The following is a 14,927-nucleotide window of genomic DNA, read 5'->3' as shown; positions in this document are numbered from 1 at the left end:
ATTAGTATCTGAAATCTATGAAAATGTTTTCGGCGCAATAATTTCGTGTAAATCGCCAAAAATGAGCCGTAAGCCGCAGGTCCCGAGGCGCAAGAGAGAGCCAAATAAAGCCGCAGCCTTCCACTTAGGAATCAGGCTGCGGCTTTATTTCTGTTAATGGACCTGCTGTTTATGAGGACCGGTTGATCCGGCACTGTACCGTTCGATCATTTCTTTTAGTATTTGAAAACTAATCGGCTTGCTTATGAGATCCTTCATGCCGGCCTCCAAGCATCTCTCCCGCTCCCCCGACAGCACATTTGCCGTCATTGCAACGACAATCGGCTTCTCACCGGCAGGCAGCTCGCCCAATATCCTGCGTGTTGCTTCCAATCCGTCCATTACCGGCATCTGAATATCCATTAGGATCAAATCATAACGGTTCTCCTTAGCCATATGCAGCGCTTGACTGCCGTCCGGGGCCATATCAGCCCGGTATCCCAGCTTCTCCAGCATCCGCAGCGACAGCGTTTGATTGATTTCATTATCCTCCGCGATCAGAATACGCATCGGATTTACGCTTGCGTTTACCGCTTCTTCCAGCGCTCCCTTAAAGGTATAATGGATGGCGTCCGAATGCAGTCCGCCCTCAAGGGCGGGAGCCTCTTGCTCGGTGATTAAGTAATGGGGTTTTACGCGAACCGTGAACATAAAGGTAGCCCCTTTGTCCTCATCCGTGTCCACGCTAATGGAACCTCCCATCATCTGGACCAGGTTTTTGCAAATGGCGAGGCCCAGGCCTGTACCTCCGTATCTGCGAGTCATCGAGGAATCCAATTGCGAGAATGGAAGGAAGAGCAAAGGAAGGTTTTCCCTTGAGATCCCAACCCCCGTGTCTTTTACGGAAATGCCCAGCATAAGCGAGGAGCCTAAGTCGGCTGCCAGCGTTACATCGACATCAATGCTTCCCTCCTTGGTGAACTTCACCGCATTGCCTACCAAATTGATTAGCACCTGACGCAGCTTCGTAATGTCACCTTCTATGTACTCCGGCAGCAGAGGGTCCACATAATAATTCATCTGCAGATTCATTTGTTTCGATTTTGCCGTGAACAAGTCGAATGTCTCGTCAATGCAAGCCGCTATTTGAAAAGGCACTTCCTCAAGCTCCATCTTGCCGGATTCGATTTTGGAATAATCAAGGATGTCGTTGATGACCGACAATAAGGTGTCGCCGCTTTTCATAATAATGTCGGCGTAGCCCATCTGCTCCTCTGTCAGCTCCGTGTCCATCAGCAGCGAGGTCATACCCATCACTCCGGTCAACGGAGTACGGATTTCATGACTAACCACGGCTAGAAACTCCGACTTGGCACGGGACGCGATCTCCGCGGCTTCCTTAGCCGCAACGATCTCCTTCTCATATCGCTTGCGCTGCGTAATATCGCTAATCGTACAGGCATAAATAGGCTCCTCTTCAACCATAGCGGTGCCGATTTGAATTTCGGCATCGAAGCAGTATCCATCCTTGCGCCTGGGCTGGAGTTCGATCAGCTTTCCGAGCATTCCCGTGTCCGGATCGCTTGCTTCGCGGGTGTAGTCGATTTCCGGAAACGAAGGAAGCAGCTTGGACATATGCTCTCCGGCAACCTCTTCCTCCAAGTATCCGAACATCTTCTCAAGCGCAGGATTTGCCATAAGAATCATCCCGTTCTGGTCAAAAGTGACCATCGTATCCATCGAGGTCTCCCTTACGATTCTGGCCTGCGCTTCCGTCTTGTTCAGCTTATAGGCAGTGCGTAAAAGCTCCTTGTTCATCTTCTCCAATTCCCTGGTTTTCTGATGAAGCAGCTCCGTCTGCAGCTGCAGCTTCCTGTTGCTTAAATACATGCTGACGAAGCCTTCGATTTTGGTTCGGAGAATTTGCGGAATAAACGGTTTAATCATATAATCAATCGCGCCAGCGGAATAGCCCGCATAAAAATGCTCGGATTCGCTTCGGGTCGCGGATATAAAAATAATGGGAATCTCTTTGGTCTTCTCGCGGGACTTAATCAAACGCGCGGTTTCGAAGCCGTCCATTCCCGGCATTTGAACATCTAAGACAATGACCGCATACTCGTTCTTAAGCAGGCTCCGCAGCGCTTCCTCACCGGACAAACATTTGACTAACCGATAACTTTCGTTATCTAGTACCGCTTCCAGAGCCAATAAATTGTCCGGATTATCATCAACTAACAAGATGTTGACCTGGACCTCCATCTACATCACCTGTCTTTCCCTTTATCTCACCTTGCGGTACAGCCGGTTCGGATTGTCCAGCTCCTCGTATGCGTCGGCATGCCGGGTAAAATTAATCGACTCTTTGGTGCCGAGCGCAAGCACGCCAAACCTACTCAAGCTGTCGTACAGCAGGCCATGTACATGATGCTGTAGCTGTTTGTTGAAGTAGATCATGACATTCCGGCATAGAATCACGTTAAACTCGTTGAAAGAGCTGTCCGTAACCAGATTGTGCTGCGCAAAAACAATGTTCCGCTTTAACTCGGTTTGAAAGATAACGGAATCGTATTTGGCCGTGTAATACTGCGAAAAGGAGGCCTGGCCGCCCGACTCCAGGTAATTTCGGGTGTACTGCTTCATTTTGCCGATGGGGTATACGCCCTCTTTGGCAATCTTCAACACCTCGGCACTGGTATCTGTCGCATAGATCCGCGTTTTCTCATACAAGCCTTCCTCTTGCAGGAGAATGGCCATCGAATATACCTCTTCCCCTGTAGAGCATCCTGCATGCCAGATACGGATTAAGGGTAAAGTCCGGAGAATAGGCACTACATTCTCGCGAAAGGACTTAAACACCTCCGGATCCCTAAACATCTCCGTCACGTGGATAGTCATATCCGCAAGCAGCCGGTCCATGTACTCTCGGTTATGCAGGATGCACTCCATCAATCCCGAGACGGTGGTCAGCCTCTCCGAGTGAATACGGTGCCAAATGCGCCGGCGTATCGACGAATAGGAATAATTGCGAAAATCATAGCCATAAAAACGGAACACCGCCTCAAGCAGCAGCTCGATCTCGATCCGTTCCCGTTCATTCTCTTGATTGTTTTCCATCCTATTTATACAACCACACTCTCATTAAAGATAGTAACTGCTCGGTATTGACAGGCTTTGCGATATAGTCCGAGGCACCGGCTTCGACACATTTGTCCCGGTCATCCTTCATCGCTTTGGCGGTCACCGCTATGATCGGCAGCTTGTCGTATTCGGGCTGCAAGCGAATCTCACGCATCGTTTCGTAGCCGTCCATTTCAGGCATCATGATATCCATTAAGATTAAATCCGTCTGCGGATTTTTCTCGAGCTGCTCCAGCGCTTCCTTCCCGTTCTCGGCAAAAGCAATGTTCATCTTGAAGCTCTCGAGCAAGCTGGAGAGGGCGAACACGTTGCGGATATCGTCGTCGACGATCAGGATGTTTTTGCCTTCGAAAATCGCCTCAACGCTGTGCAGCTTACGCAGCATATCGCGTTTCTCTTCCGGCAAATTAGCTTCGACGCGATGCAGGAACAGCGTCGTCTCATCCAATAAGCGCTCCGGCGACTTCACGTCCTTAATGATATTCGTGCCTGCGTATTTGCTCAGGCGCTGCTGTTCCTTCGCATCCAGTTCATTGCCGGAATAAATAATGATAGGCAATTCCCGGTTATTCTCATTTTTGCGGATCTCGTCCAGCAAAGCGAAGCCGGACATATCCGGCAGTCCCAAGTCCAGCACCATGCAGTCGAAATGATGCTCCTGAAGCTGCTCTAATGCCTCGTGTCCGGTAGACACCGCCGTTATTAAAATATCGTCATGGCCAATCAGCTCAATGATGCTGTCACGCTGCAGCGCATCATTCTCAACGATCAGCAAACGCTTCAGATTATGCTCCAGAAATGATTCAATATGCGTAAATACCTTGTCCAGCCCATCCTTATCCATCGGCTTCTTCAAGTAGGTCACGGCACCCATGGATAAGCCGTGCAGAATATCGTCAACTACGGAAATGACATGAACCGGAATATGCCGGGTCTCCGAATGTTCCTTCAGTTGGTTCAGAACGGACCACCCGTCAATAACCGGCAATTGAATATCTAACAGAATCGCATCGGGATGGTAAGTGCGGGCATAAGATAGGCCTTTATCGCCTTGCAGCGCCACGATGCCTTTGAACCCTCGCGACCTTGCGATATCCAGCAGCACCTTTGCGAAACTGACATCGTCTTCGATAATCAGTACGACCCGGTCCTCAGGCCCAATGCTTTGCGAATCGTCTTCTATGACGGAAAGCAGCTTTTCGTTGGCCGCCCGGTTTTCCTCCGTCTTAACCAGCATCTCCTCAGAGATGGCTGCCTCCTGAAAAGCCCTGCTTAAAATACTGTCATGCAGCTCATGCGAGGACTGCTCGCCGTTCACATGGAACTCCGGAAGATAGAGCGTAAAGCTGCTTCCGCTGCCTTCCGTGCTGGCTAACTTAATGGCCCCGCCTAGAAGCGCAGCCAGCTCGCGGCTAATGGCAAGCCCTAAGCCGGTGCCGCCGTAAACGCGGCTGGTTGTGCCGTCCACCTGCTGAAAAGCTTCGAATACAAGCTGCTGCTTGTCCGCCGGTATGCCAATCCCGGTGTCCTTAACTTCGAAAGCAATATATTTTCCGATCCTATCCGGCCATTCGAATTCATCCAAATCCGCATGGCGAATCGATAGCGTTACCGAACCCTGCCGGGTGAATTTGAAGGCATTGGACAATAAATTTTTGAGTATTTGCTTCAAACGATGGCTGTCGGTAAAGATTTCTTCCGGCAGCCCCTCCTCGAGGCTCGTCTCGAAAACCACGTCTTTCTGCATGCTGACCGGGACGAAGCTGCGGCGGCAGTACAGCTCCAATTCCTCAAGCGAAACATTCTCGGTCACAACATTCATTTTGCCTGCGCTTATTTTGGACAAATCAAGAATCTCATCGATCAGCTTCAGAAGATCGCTGCCTGACGTATAGATGGTGCCCGCAAATTCAATCTGCTTGCTGGTTAAATTGCCTTCCTTGTTGTCATGCAGCATTTGGGATAGAATCAACAAGCTGTTGAGCGGCGTACGCAGCTCATGCGACATGTTGGTTAAAAATTCCGATTTGTATTTGGAGGAAAGCGCGAGCTGCACGGCCTGTTTCTCAAGCGCAGCTTTTGTCCGCTCGATCTGCTCGTTCTTCAGCTCGGTCTGCTTGATCTGCAACTCAAGCATGTGGGAATTGTGCAGAAGCTCTTCGTTACTCTGCTCCAGCTCCTCCTGCTGGCTTTGCAGCAGCTCCTCGGATTTTTTCAGCTGCCGTGTTTGTTCCTCCAGCTTCACATTGTACTGCCTCAGCTCTTTTTGCTGCGAAAGCAGCTCCTCGGACTGCACCTGCAGCTCTTCTCCAAGAGCTTGGGATTCCCTAAGCAGCTCTTCCACCTTCATCCGGCCTATCAGATTGTTTAACACAATGCCGAGGCTGTCCGCCGTCGCATCCAACAATCTGCGCTCGAGCTCGGTGAAAGGCCGTATGGAAGCCAGTTCAATTACGGCAAGCAGCTGATTTTGATACTTAACGGGCATGAGCAGCAGCTGATTCGGTACGATATCGCCGAGACCGGACTGCATCTTAATATAGTTTTCCGGTATATCGTTCAATACGAGGGCCTCTCCGCTCTGCGCGCATTCGCCTACCAGACCTTGGCCAAACACAAAAAGCTTGTCAAAATCTGATTCTTCCCCGAATGCAAAAGCGCCTTGCAGCTTCAAGAGATTTTTTTCCCCAAGCCCCTCCCGGACATAAAGAGCGCCAAACTGGGCGCAGACTAGCGGCGTTATGCCTTGGATAAAGTTGCGGCTTAAGTCTGGAAGATTGCTGACGCTCTGAATTTCCTTCATCGTCTCGGCAAGGTTAGACTTAACCCAGCTATCCTCCGACATCCGTGTATTATAAATAAGCTCACGCTCGGCCTTTTCCTCTATTCCTTCCGCCAATCCGTTAAAAACCTTCGCCACGTCGCCGAACTCGTCATTCCGGATATTCTGAATGCGCGTAGAAGCATCTACGGTCCCTTGCGCAAACCCCTTTATCATCACCGAGATGCTTTGCAAGCCATCCCCCAGGCTTCTCATATTCCACACCATGGCCCCGATTCCGATCAACAGTCCTATTGCCGTAACGATGTTCATAATCATCATTGTAGCGCGATTATCGGCCACGGATTGATTAAGCGTACGGTCCATGGCTTTCCGGTGGAAATCCGCCATTTGGTTGGCGCTGGTCAGCATCTCCTTCTGATAGGCGAGCCCTTCCTCTTGCCGAAGAGCCCTTGCTTCCTCTGACTTGCCTTGCTGGATCAGCTCAATGGCTTTGGCCGCGTAAGCCACGTACTTTTCGCCCGTCGTCGTCACCCGGTTCAGCACCTGGTCTTCGACTTCCGATTGGGACTTCGCCTTCAATTCTTCAAAGGCCGCCGCTGCCGTTTGTCCCGCTTCCTTCATCATCGGCATGTTGCGGTCCAGATTTTCCCGTGTTGGCAGGATCAGCACGCTTGAAATGCCTTCGGCCATTTCATTGATTTTGCCTCTCACCTCATAGGACTTCAACATTTTCTCATATCTTTCATGCTGAAGACTCTCAAGCTGTTCCGATTGCGAGGATAAATTTTTTATGCCTGCCGAGGCAAGTAGGAGCATTACCGACATCAAGATGGTATAGCCGATCATAAACTTTGTTCTGATTTTCATTGCTGGCCCCTCATCCGTTAGTAGCATATTATTTCTGTTACCGCTTTAATCATAACCTAGACCTCTTGCGATTAGCACAACAAAAGCTTGGGAAAGCCTTCACTGCGCCGACGCAAACAGAGGACAAGTTTCCGAAGAAAACTTGTCCAGGGCATCCTATTTGCGCCATCTGCATTTTCGATCTAATAGACTTACAGTCTATTACCACGTTTTTAACCATTTGAAACAAGGCAGCTGCTTTTTTTAAAAAAATCGCATATTTTAACTCGGCCTTCTCACCATAAATCGTTCCGCATTATGCTTAAAACCGTATTGTTCATAGAAGCCGTGAGCATCCAGCGTGTCGAGCAAGCCAAAAATCCCTTCATATTCTTCGGTTATTAATTGGATTAACTTCTTCCCGACGCCTGTGCCTCTATATTCCTCATCTATAAACACATCGCATAAGTAATATACCGTTGCCCAATCCGTAACGACACGGGCATAGCCAATCTGCTTTTCCCCATGATAAACGCCATAAGTATTCGAATGATTAATGGACTTAACTATAGTCTCCACGGATCTTTGATTGGCCCAATAGCTGCGGGAAAGAAAAGCGCATATCGTATCCAGCTTTAAAAGCTCTTTATTGTCGCTAATGAAATAATCTCCATAGACATGTTCGATTTTAATCACATCCTATTTCGCATTTTCTCATATCCACGATTTTATCTTTAACCATTGCGCCTGCAACTGCTTGAGCTTGGGAAGACACCTGCAAAAAAACAAAAAACATTCGTTCATCGGTAATTTGACCTTGGGCCCTCTCACCGGTGAACGAATGTTTCTGTCATGCCGCTGTGTGCTATTTGTATAAAACCTTTTCCACATTGTACTTCGCTTTGAATTTATTCAGGATATAGGTTTCATAAATCTCCCGTTCGACTGGATCCTCATTGAGGTAAATCTCAATTTTGGCAACCTCGTCCCGGTGGTTCTTCATGACCGAAACGCTGTCCTCAAAATGCTTCTTGATTCTCGGTCTCAGCTTTCTCGCTTTGCCGACAAAGAGCAATTCGTCCTTGTCATTGTAAAACATAAAGAAACCGCCCTTATCTCTGGAAATCAGAATAAAATCAGTAAAACCATAAATATGGCTTAGCTGAGGGTTGCGCTGCTTAGTAATGGTTACATCCGGTTCCGGAATTGTAATATTGATCACGGTCACTCACGTCCTCTTTCGATATAGGACTAAATCTTAACACATCGGACAAGTTAAAACCAATCTATTGCTTAATAAAAGCCGTGCTTTCCGCATCCACCAGCAGCTCCTGCTTCAAAAACGGATACAGCTTGGAGCTCGCCCGTTTGAGCGGGTATTCAGACGGCTTGGAGAGGATGCCGAACGTCATATCTATCAGGCTGCCGCTTATGTCCCGAAAAGTCATTCCGGCGGGAACGGGCTCCAGAACGATTCGCGGCAGCAGAGCAATTCCGAGACCGGCTTCAACAAAATATTTTAACGCGGTCATGCTTCCAATTTCCATCGTATCCAGCGAGAAGTTCCCCGATTCACGCAGAACCATCTCCAGTTTACGCCGGTAAGGACAGGTTTCGGACGTTATGAGCAGCCGATGGCCTGCAAAATCATCCGGCGTTAAGACTGTTTTACGGGCAAGCGGGTGGCTCTCCGGCATAAAGACCGCAAACGTTTCTTTGAACAACGGTTCAAAATAAAGCTCGGGACCGCGGTCCGGCAAGGCGCAAAGCGCGATGTCCAATTCCCCTGAGAGCAGCCGTTCGCTTAATGCCGGCGTGCCTGCCAATTCCACCGAAACTTTAATCTTCGGAAATTGAGCTAAAAATCGCGCTAAGATATTCGGTAACCGGAAGCTGGCCGTGGGCTCGGTCACCCCTAGGCGAACATGGCCAACCTCGCCCAATTGGAAATCAGACAAGTTCGTTTGCAGCTGCTCCATATTTCTGACAATTTGCAGGCTCTGCTCGTAAAACAGCCTGCCTGCTTCCGTCAATTCCGCCTTTTTGCCGCGCTCAAGCAGCTGTACCCCCAGCCCTGATTCCAGCTTTTGAATTTGCATCGTAACGGTGGATTGCACATAGTTCATTTCCTCTGCCGCGCGTATGAAGCTGCCGTGCTTTACGATCATCTGAAACGTTTTTAAGGCTTTAAAATCCATGCTGCACTCCTTTTGACCGTTCATTTTTTTTGAATTAATCATTCATTTTATTCAATTATACAAATGAGCAACTGCCAATTACAATGAAGGCTATGAGGTCAAACATAAGGAGATGAACGGCATGGATCTAAAAAACAAAACCGCGCTCGTAACAGGCGGAGGCACGGGAATCGGACGTGCTGCCAGCCTGGCTCTCGCCGCGCGCGGGGTCAGCGTCGCCGTGAACTATTCGCGCTCCGGAGACGATGCGGAAGAAACCGTGCGACTCATTGCTAACGGCGGCGGACGCGCCATCGCCATGCAAGCGGATGTCGCAAAGGATGAGGAAGTGAGAGACATGGCGGAGCAAGTCGTGCGCCATTTCGGAGCTGTAGATTTACTTGTCAATAATGCCGGCATCACCCGGCATATCCCTTTTGACGATTTAGAGGGTGCAACCGAGGAGGTGTGGGATGAGCTTTATCAAGTGAACGTTAAGGGAATGTTTTTCTGCGCGCGCGCGGTTGCTCCTTATATGAGAAAGAATCAACAAGGCGCAATTGTCAATCTAGGCAGCATCGCCGGGCAAACGGGACTCGGCTCCTCGCTGCCCTACGCCGTATCCAAAGCGGCCGTTCACGGTTTAACGAAATCGCTGGCACGCGCTTTAGCGCCGGAAATCAGAGTCAACTGCGTTGTCCCCGGCGCCGTAGCGACCAGGTGGTGGGCCGGCAGGGAAGAAAAAATGAAAAAGCTCGCCCCTCAAATGCTTCTTCAGCGTATTTCAACGCCAGAAGATATTGCCAGCTTGATCTGTGCCGCATTGGAGCAAGAAGCGATGACCGGCCAAATGATTACGGTGGACAGCGGTCAAACCTTGTAGGATGCCTTAGTTCTACTCTGCAGCCGTAAGCTCGACAAGGACGACCTCCGGCCGGTTAAATAACCGCTGCGGAATGATACTGTTGCCGAGTCCGCGGCTAACAATCATCGTTGAATCGCCCTCTGTATATTTGCCTCCGTCATACTTCGGCAGGAAGCCTTGGCCCGGCGCTACCAATCCCCCGAGGAACGGCAGGCGAACCTGTCCGCCATGGGCATGGCCGGAGAAGGTCAAATCGAAATTATTTTTCACGTATTCCGCAAACAGCTCTGGGCGATGGGACAATAAAACCGTATAAAGCTCCTGGGAGCGGTCAACCCCGTCAAGAGCAGCCGCAATATGTTCATTGATTCTTTCCACATCGCCGTCCGCTTCATGGTTAAAGGTCGGATCATCTACGCCTACGATGCGGATTTCCCCGTCTCCCACCTTAACGATCTCGGTAGCGTTGCGCATCACATGGACGCCAAGCTCCCTCAGCCCCTTCGCTAATGCCGGGAACCTGGAGCCCCATTCATGATTTCCTGTCACGTAATACACAGGAGCAAGCTCGGTCATTTTGCGCATGAGCATGAGGCTGGTCTCGGCATTGTATTTTCTGCTGTCAACCAAATCGCCGGTCATGACGATCAGATCGGGCTTCAGCTTTTTGACCTTGCGCGTAATGCTGCCCTGCTCCTTGCCGAAGGCTTTGCTGTGCAGATCCGTCAATTGAACGATGCGGTAGGAATCAAATCCTTCCGGAAGCTTAGCCGAGCTTAACTTATATCTCGTAATGCCGATAGCGTTGTTCTCATAGTAGAGAAAGGCAATGACGGCTAAAATAAGAATCGGCAAAAGGATAAGCCAACGTTTTTTGGACATACGCATGAAATCATTGCTCCTTACTGTTGATCATTTAGCAGCCCGTTCTGCTTCTTATAATAAACGATGAACGGCAGCAACGACTGCCTCCGGCTTATGAATATGGATGGAATGCCAGCTATCCTCGACTATAATCCGATTCGTGCGGCGGGTCAAATGAGCCAAGTGCTCTCTGCTTCGATAAATTCCAGGACTGCCATTTCGTATGCCGGTGCGCCTTCTCCTGCAGCTGATCTATTACTTCCTGCAGTCCCGCGAGCTTCGGATGGTCCGCCTGCAGCTTGCGCAGCGCCGGCATCGCGTCCGTTGATAACGTGCCGAGATAAGCGACATCGATCTTCCGCGTTCGCTCGTACCGTTCGCCGTTGTTTGCGGCAATCCGGGCATCCAGGTTGACGTAGTTGATAAGGACGAAAGCAATGATGGAAACGCAGATATAAGCCTTGCCCATCGAGAAACGCTCTTTCCATATCCGAATCATCGCAATAACGAGCAAAACGCCTAGATACAGCATGAATCCGTGCACCAGCAGCCTCGTTTGCGTGTATCCGTAGGCTTCTTCATATAACGATAGCCTGCTGTAAGCCGATACAAGCATGATGATCGTACAGCCAATCAGCACCGTAAGCGACAGCTTGCGAATCCGCTCCGCCATTGCGCTGGTTCGCCGAATCAGATGGAGCCCGCACATGAGCAATACCACGTTGATGAGCGCAACCATAATCAATTCCGCAAAACCTCTGCGCGCATATTCGGCGTATGCAGCGCCGTCTGGGAGCAGCCCCTTCGCCGCTCCGAATAAATACGAGAATTGAATGGCGACGAACAGGACGTAAACCAAATTAATGCTTATCAGCAGCGTCCCTGCCGTAATTGGATCAAACTCGATTCGTCCGTAAGACTGAACCGTTCCTGGCGTCGAAACCTCGGCAGCCTTATTGGCCGCAGGGACAGCTTTATTGAACAGCAGGCCCCATATGTAGCAAAAAGCATAAAAAGCGAAAAACAGTGCCACGATGATCCGCCAAAGCCCGTTTCCTAAGGAGAACCGCCCCATCACATTTGGGATTTCAAGCAGCCACGATAGAAAAATCTCATCCGCAGACGCCAGCAAAGCGACGACGACAATGAGGATTGGCGCCGATAGCGCCAGTCCCAGCGATATTCTGCCAAGCTTGCTTCTCGTCCCGCGTTCTCCGACCTCTTTTCCTTTCCAGCGCTCGTTTAGCAGACTGAAAGGCACGCCTATAAACGCAAAAGGCTTGATCAAGGCTAAAAATAACAGCTCCGTGTAGAAAACACCCCTGTACCAGGGCTTTACGCTGCTGCTCGTCATGAGCACCGTTTGGGAAACGATTAGAGCAAACAACGCGAATAGATTAAGCTGCCGAAACAGCTGGTTATTATAAATCGCATAGGTCAGCGTAAGCAGAAAAATAGGAATGAACAGCAGCCAGCCCGAGCTCGCCTGCCCCTGCCATTTCTCAAAGCCTCCCATTCTCCCTTTTATGGAATAGAAGAACAAGCCGTAAAACCCAAGGACAAACACCATAACCGAAATGCCAGCCGACGCGCCAACGAACAAATACTGGCTGACCAGACCGAACAAAAGGGCAAGGATGAGCATTTTTTCATACCTTTTTTGCCATGGCGCCGGATCTCTCATGATACACACTCCATTTTCAAACTTAATTTGTTAATTTCCTCCTTTTATTGTAACCTAGAAAACAAGAACAAAAAGTGTAAGTTATAATTGGAAAATTTCATATTTTTAAAAAGGAGTCTTTTGTATGAAAATACGTCGGCATTACTTGGCGCTTAGGCGCTCTTACCCGACTATTCATGAGAATACCCCCTTTGAAGTGACCACGCAGGAGCTCGCAAATTTGCTGGATTGCACACATCGGAATATGGTGCTGCTGCTAAAGCGAATGCAGCAGGAGGAATGGCTGGTCTGGGAGCCAAAGCGAGGACGCGGCAATCGCTCGGCGCTCTCCTTCCTCGTAAGCAAGGAGCAGATCGCGCTGCAGGAAGCGCAGGAAATGATGCAAAAGCAGGATCTGCATTCGGCGCTCGAGCTGATTCAGCAGGTCGAAGAATCAACGCAGCTCCGCGATCAATTCCAGGACTGGCTCTCGGGTCAATTCGGCTTTCATTCCGAGGTGCAGGGAAAGCGGCGCACCGATATATTACGGTTTCCGCTCCCGCAGACGATCTACTCGCTTGATCCGGCAGCGATCCATTATACGGGAGAGTCCCATCTCGTCAATCAGATATTCGACGGGCTCGTCCGCATTGATCCGAAGGGCGAGCAAATTTTGCCGCAGCTTGCGCATGCGTGGGAGGTCGATGAATCACGCACGCGCTGGACATTTTATTTGCGCAAAGGCGTTCTCTTCCATCACGGGCGGGAGCTGGATTCCTCCGACGTCAAATATTCGCTGGAGCGGCTCAAGCGGCTCGCGCCGCAAGGGCTCTACAGCTGGGTGTACTGCGATATCATTTCGATGGATACCCCCGATGACACCACGATTCGCCTACAATTATCCGAGCCTAACGAAGCGTTCCTTGCCTTTTTGACGACGAATCGCGCCTCCATCGTCCCGCAAGATGCATGCGCTGCGGCAGGCGAATATTTTGGCGCGAAGCCGATAGGCACCGGTCCGTTTCGATTTGTCGGCAATGAGCAGGGCGTTTGGATTCTGGAGGCTTTTACCGCTTATTTTCAGGGGAGGGCCTTCCTGGACCGGGTCGAGGTATGGACGCTTGCGGAGGAGGCATCGCAAGAGAATCAAGCAGAGCAGCAATCCTTCCAGGTTATGCATAATGCGAGACTCTCCGATATGGCAGCCGAACGGTGGCAGCAGGTCCGGCAATCGGGCATGACCTGCAAGTTCATAACGGTAAATGAGCTAAAGGAGGGACTGCTGGGGAATCCATCCATACGGTCGGCGATTGATTTCGCCATCGAACGGACCGAGCTTCTGAAGCTGCTGTCAGGGGATGTGATTGAAGGCGTAAACAGCTTTTGGCCAGATTTGGACAATTGGCCGCAGGAAGCAGCCGAGCCGGATTGGACCGCAATCAAGCACGGCCTTGCTAGCTCCGGTTATCAAGGCGAAACCCTTGTGCTGGCTACGATTCCGCAGTATGCAGCCGACGCCGAAATGATCCGGCAGGTATGCGGGAAGTCCGGCATTCCGCTGCAAATCAGCCTCATCCCTGCCGAGCAATTCAAAGGGGCCGCACGCATGTCCGCCGATCTGCTGCTCTTCGCCATTATGCTGGATGAGCACCGCGAGCTTCGGCTTATCGACCTGTACAAAAGCATGCAGCAGCATGCGCAGCCAGAGATTGATGACATGCTGGAGCGCGGCATCCAATCGATTTTGAGCGAGCCCGACCGCACGCTTCGGGCAGCCATATTCAAAGATATTGAAGAGCGGCTCAAAGAGAAGAACAGCTTGATCTTCCTTTACCGCAAGCATCTAAAAACCGCTTTCCACCCTTCCGTTCGGGGAATTTCCCTGGAATCGCTGGGCTGGGTTCGGTTCCGTGACCTATGGTTCACTTAAGTATTGGCAGCGGATCGCATAAGATTCTGCTTTGTGCTAAAGCTATATTGTCTGTGAATCTGTGAGAAAAGAACGGAGGCTCTGCCCATGAAGGACCCTGCAAAAAAAGCAAATACGATGCGCTTATTCGTCGCCATACCCGTTCCGCGGCCAGTGGCCGCGGAGCTGGAGGACTGGACGCTCGCCCATAAAGACCGGCTTCCCTTCCGAAAATGGACGCATCCCCATGATTATCACATCACGCTGCAATTTCTTGGCGATACGACTGCTGCCCAGCACGAGGAGCTGCAGTCATCTTTAAAGGAAGTGCGATCGATGCCGCTGTCGCTTGCTTCGAATGGCATAGGCATCTTCGGCCAGCCCAAAGCTCCCCGCGTGCTTTGGGGCGCAGTAACCGGAGAGCTCGATGGCTTATCCGCGCTTTACGGCCGCATTATTGCGGAAACCCGCAAAGCGGGCTTTGAACCGGAGGACCGTCCTTACAAGCCCCATATCACCCTTGCCAGAGGTTTCACCGGCGGAAGCGATATGGATGGTCTGCCTTCCGCTCCCGCCTTGCGCGAATGGGAGGCAGACCATTTCGTGCTTATGCGCACTCACATGCATGCATCGCCCATGTACGAGACCATCGGCAGCTTTCCTCTGGCCAGGCCTTAATGGCGGCCTCCGCTCCCCCT

Annotated in this window: 11 protein-coding genes; 3 read left to right on the top strand and 8 right to left on the bottom strand. The window is 50.6% G+C overall.

All coding sequences use genetic code 11. The annotated features are described in order from the left end of the window. Window positions 1–153: 153 nt before the first annotated feature. From MRBLPE1_RS32585 to MRBLPE1_RS32560, 6 genes are all read right to left on the bottom strand, one after another. Window positions 154–2,241, bottom strand: coding sequence for a response regulator (locus tag MRBLPE1_RS32585; RefSeq protein ID WP_364154556.1), 2,088 nt, complete (start codon window positions 2,239–2,241; stop codon window positions 154–156). Between the two features lie 21 nt (window positions 2,242–2,262). Next, complete coding sequence (locus MRBLPE1_RS32580; RefSeq protein ID WP_364154553.1) at window positions 2,263–3,096, bottom strand: CheR family methyltransferase; 834 nt, start codon at window positions 3,094–3,096, stop codon at window positions 2,263–2,265. A gap of 1 nt (window position 3,097) precedes the next feature. After that, window positions 3,098–6,772: a response regulator gene (locus MRBLPE1_RS32575; protein WP_364154551.1), complete on the bottom strand. Its 3,675-nt coding sequence runs from the start codon at window positions 6,770–6,772 to the stop codon at window positions 3,098–3,100. Window positions 6,773–7,033: 261 nt separating this feature from the next. Beyond that, on the bottom strand, window positions 7,034–7,447 hold the full coding sequence (locus tag MRBLPE1_RS32570) for a GNAT family N-acetyltransferase (protein ID WP_414698953.1): 414 nt from the start codon (window positions 7,445–7,447) through the stop codon (window positions 7,034–7,036). 169 nt (window positions 7,448–7,616) lie between these two features. Continuing rightward, complete coding sequence (locus MRBLPE1_RS32565) at window positions 7,617–7,973, bottom strand: GIY-YIG nuclease family protein (protein WP_364154626.1); 357 nt, start codon at window positions 7,971–7,973, stop codon at window positions 7,617–7,619. Between the two features lie 64 nt (window positions 7,974–8,037). Beyond that, window positions 8,038–8,949 (bottom strand): LysR family transcriptional regulator, encoded by a 912-nt coding sequence (locus tag MRBLPE1_RS32560; RefSeq protein ID WP_364154548.1) that lies wholly within the window; start codon window positions 8,947–8,949, stop codon window positions 8,038–8,040. 121 nt (window positions 8,950–9,070) lie between these two features. On the opposite strand from MRBLPE1_RS32560, the gene MRBLPE1_RS32555 reads away from it, so the two are divergent. Beyond that, the gene (locus MRBLPE1_RS32555; protein WP_364154546.1) at window positions 9,071–9,811 is read left to right on the top strand and encodes an SDR family NAD(P)-dependent oxidoreductase; all 741 of its coding nucleotides are present in this window, start codon (window positions 9,071–9,073) and stop codon (window positions 9,809–9,811) included. A gap of 12 nt (window positions 9,812–9,823) precedes the next feature. Here MRBLPE1_RS32555 and MRBLPE1_RS32550 read toward each other — a convergent pair whose 3' ends face one another. Both MRBLPE1_RS32550 and MRBLPE1_RS32545 read right to left on the bottom strand, forming a co-directional pair. Beyond that, window positions 9,824–10,681 (bottom strand): metallophosphoesterase, encoded by an 858-nt coding sequence (locus MRBLPE1_RS32550; protein ID WP_364154543.1) that lies wholly within the window; start codon window positions 10,679–10,681, stop codon window positions 9,824–9,826. A gap of 112 nt (window positions 10,682–10,793) precedes the next feature. Further along, the gene (locus tag MRBLPE1_RS32545; protein WP_364154540.1) at window positions 10,794–12,341 is read right to left on the bottom strand and encodes a DUF4153 domain-containing protein; all 1,548 of its coding nucleotides are present in this window, start codon (window positions 12,339–12,341) and stop codon (window positions 10,794–10,796) included. A 124-nt stretch (window positions 12,342–12,465) separates the two neighbouring features. On the opposite strand from MRBLPE1_RS32545, the gene MRBLPE1_RS32540 reads away from it, so the two are divergent. Both MRBLPE1_RS32540 and thpR read left to right on the top strand, forming a co-directional pair. Further along, a complete protein-coding gene (locus MRBLPE1_RS32540) occupies window positions 12,466–14,250 on the top strand; it encodes an ABC transporter substrate-binding protein (RefSeq protein ID WP_364154538.1) in 1,785 nt (594 codons plus the stop codon). 87 nt (window positions 14,251–14,337) lie between these two features. Further along, window positions 14,338–14,907 carry an RNA 2',3'-cyclic phosphodiesterase gene (gene thpR, locus MRBLPE1_RS32535; RefSeq protein ID WP_364154536.1) on the top strand — a complete coding sequence of 190 codons (570 nt, stop codon included), beginning with the start codon at window positions 14,338–14,340 and terminating at the stop codon, window positions 14,905–14,907. Window positions 14,908–14,927 lie beyond the last annotated feature (20 nt).

The sequence above is a fragment of the Paenibacillus sp. LPE1-1-1.1 genome (assembly GCF_040676435.1).
Taxonomy (GTDB): domain Bacteria; phylum Bacillota; class Bacilli; order Paenibacillales; family Paenibacillaceae; genus Pristimantibacillus.
Note: the sequence above shows the minus strand (reverse complement) of the source record. Positions and strands in the feature narration are given on the sequence as shown.

Bases quoted from the DNA above. Each gene is read 5' to 3' on its own strand.
- MRBLPE1_RS32580 (WP_364154553.1), bottom strand. From the start codon at position 3,096: ATGGAAAACAATCAAGAGAATGAACGGGAACGGATCGAGATCGAGCTG.
- MRBLPE1_RS32585 (WP_364154556.1), bottom strand. From the start codon at position 2,241: ATGGAGGTCCAGGTCAACATCTTGTTAGTTGATGATAATCCGGACAAT.
- MRBLPE1_RS32560 (WP_364154548.1), bottom strand. From the start codon at position 8,949: ATGGATTTTAAAGCCTTAAAAACGTTTCAGATGATCGTAAAGCACGGC.
- thpR (WP_364154536.1), top strand. From the start codon at position 14,338: ATGAAGGACCCTGCAAAAAAAGCAAATACGATGCGCTTATTCGTCGCC.
- MRBLPE1_RS32575 (WP_364154551.1), bottom strand. From the start codon at position 6,772: ATGAAAATCAGAACAAAGTTTATGATCGGCTATACCATCTTGATGTCG.
- MRBLPE1_RS32555 (WP_364154546.1), top strand. From the start codon at position 9,071: ATGGATCTAAAAAACAAAACCGCGCTCGTAACAGGCGGAGGCACGGGA.
- MRBLPE1_RS32550 (WP_364154543.1), bottom strand. From the start codon at position 10,681: ATGCGTATGTCCAAAAAACGTTGGCTTATCCTTTTGCCGATTCTTATT.
- MRBLPE1_RS32540 (WP_364154538.1), top strand. From the start codon at position 12,466: ATGAAAATACGTCGGCATTACTTGGCGCTTAGGCGCTCTTACCCGACT.
- MRBLPE1_RS32545 (WP_364154540.1), bottom strand. From the start codon at position 12,341: ATGAGAGATCCGGCGCCATGGCAAAAAAGGTATGAAAAAATGCTCATC.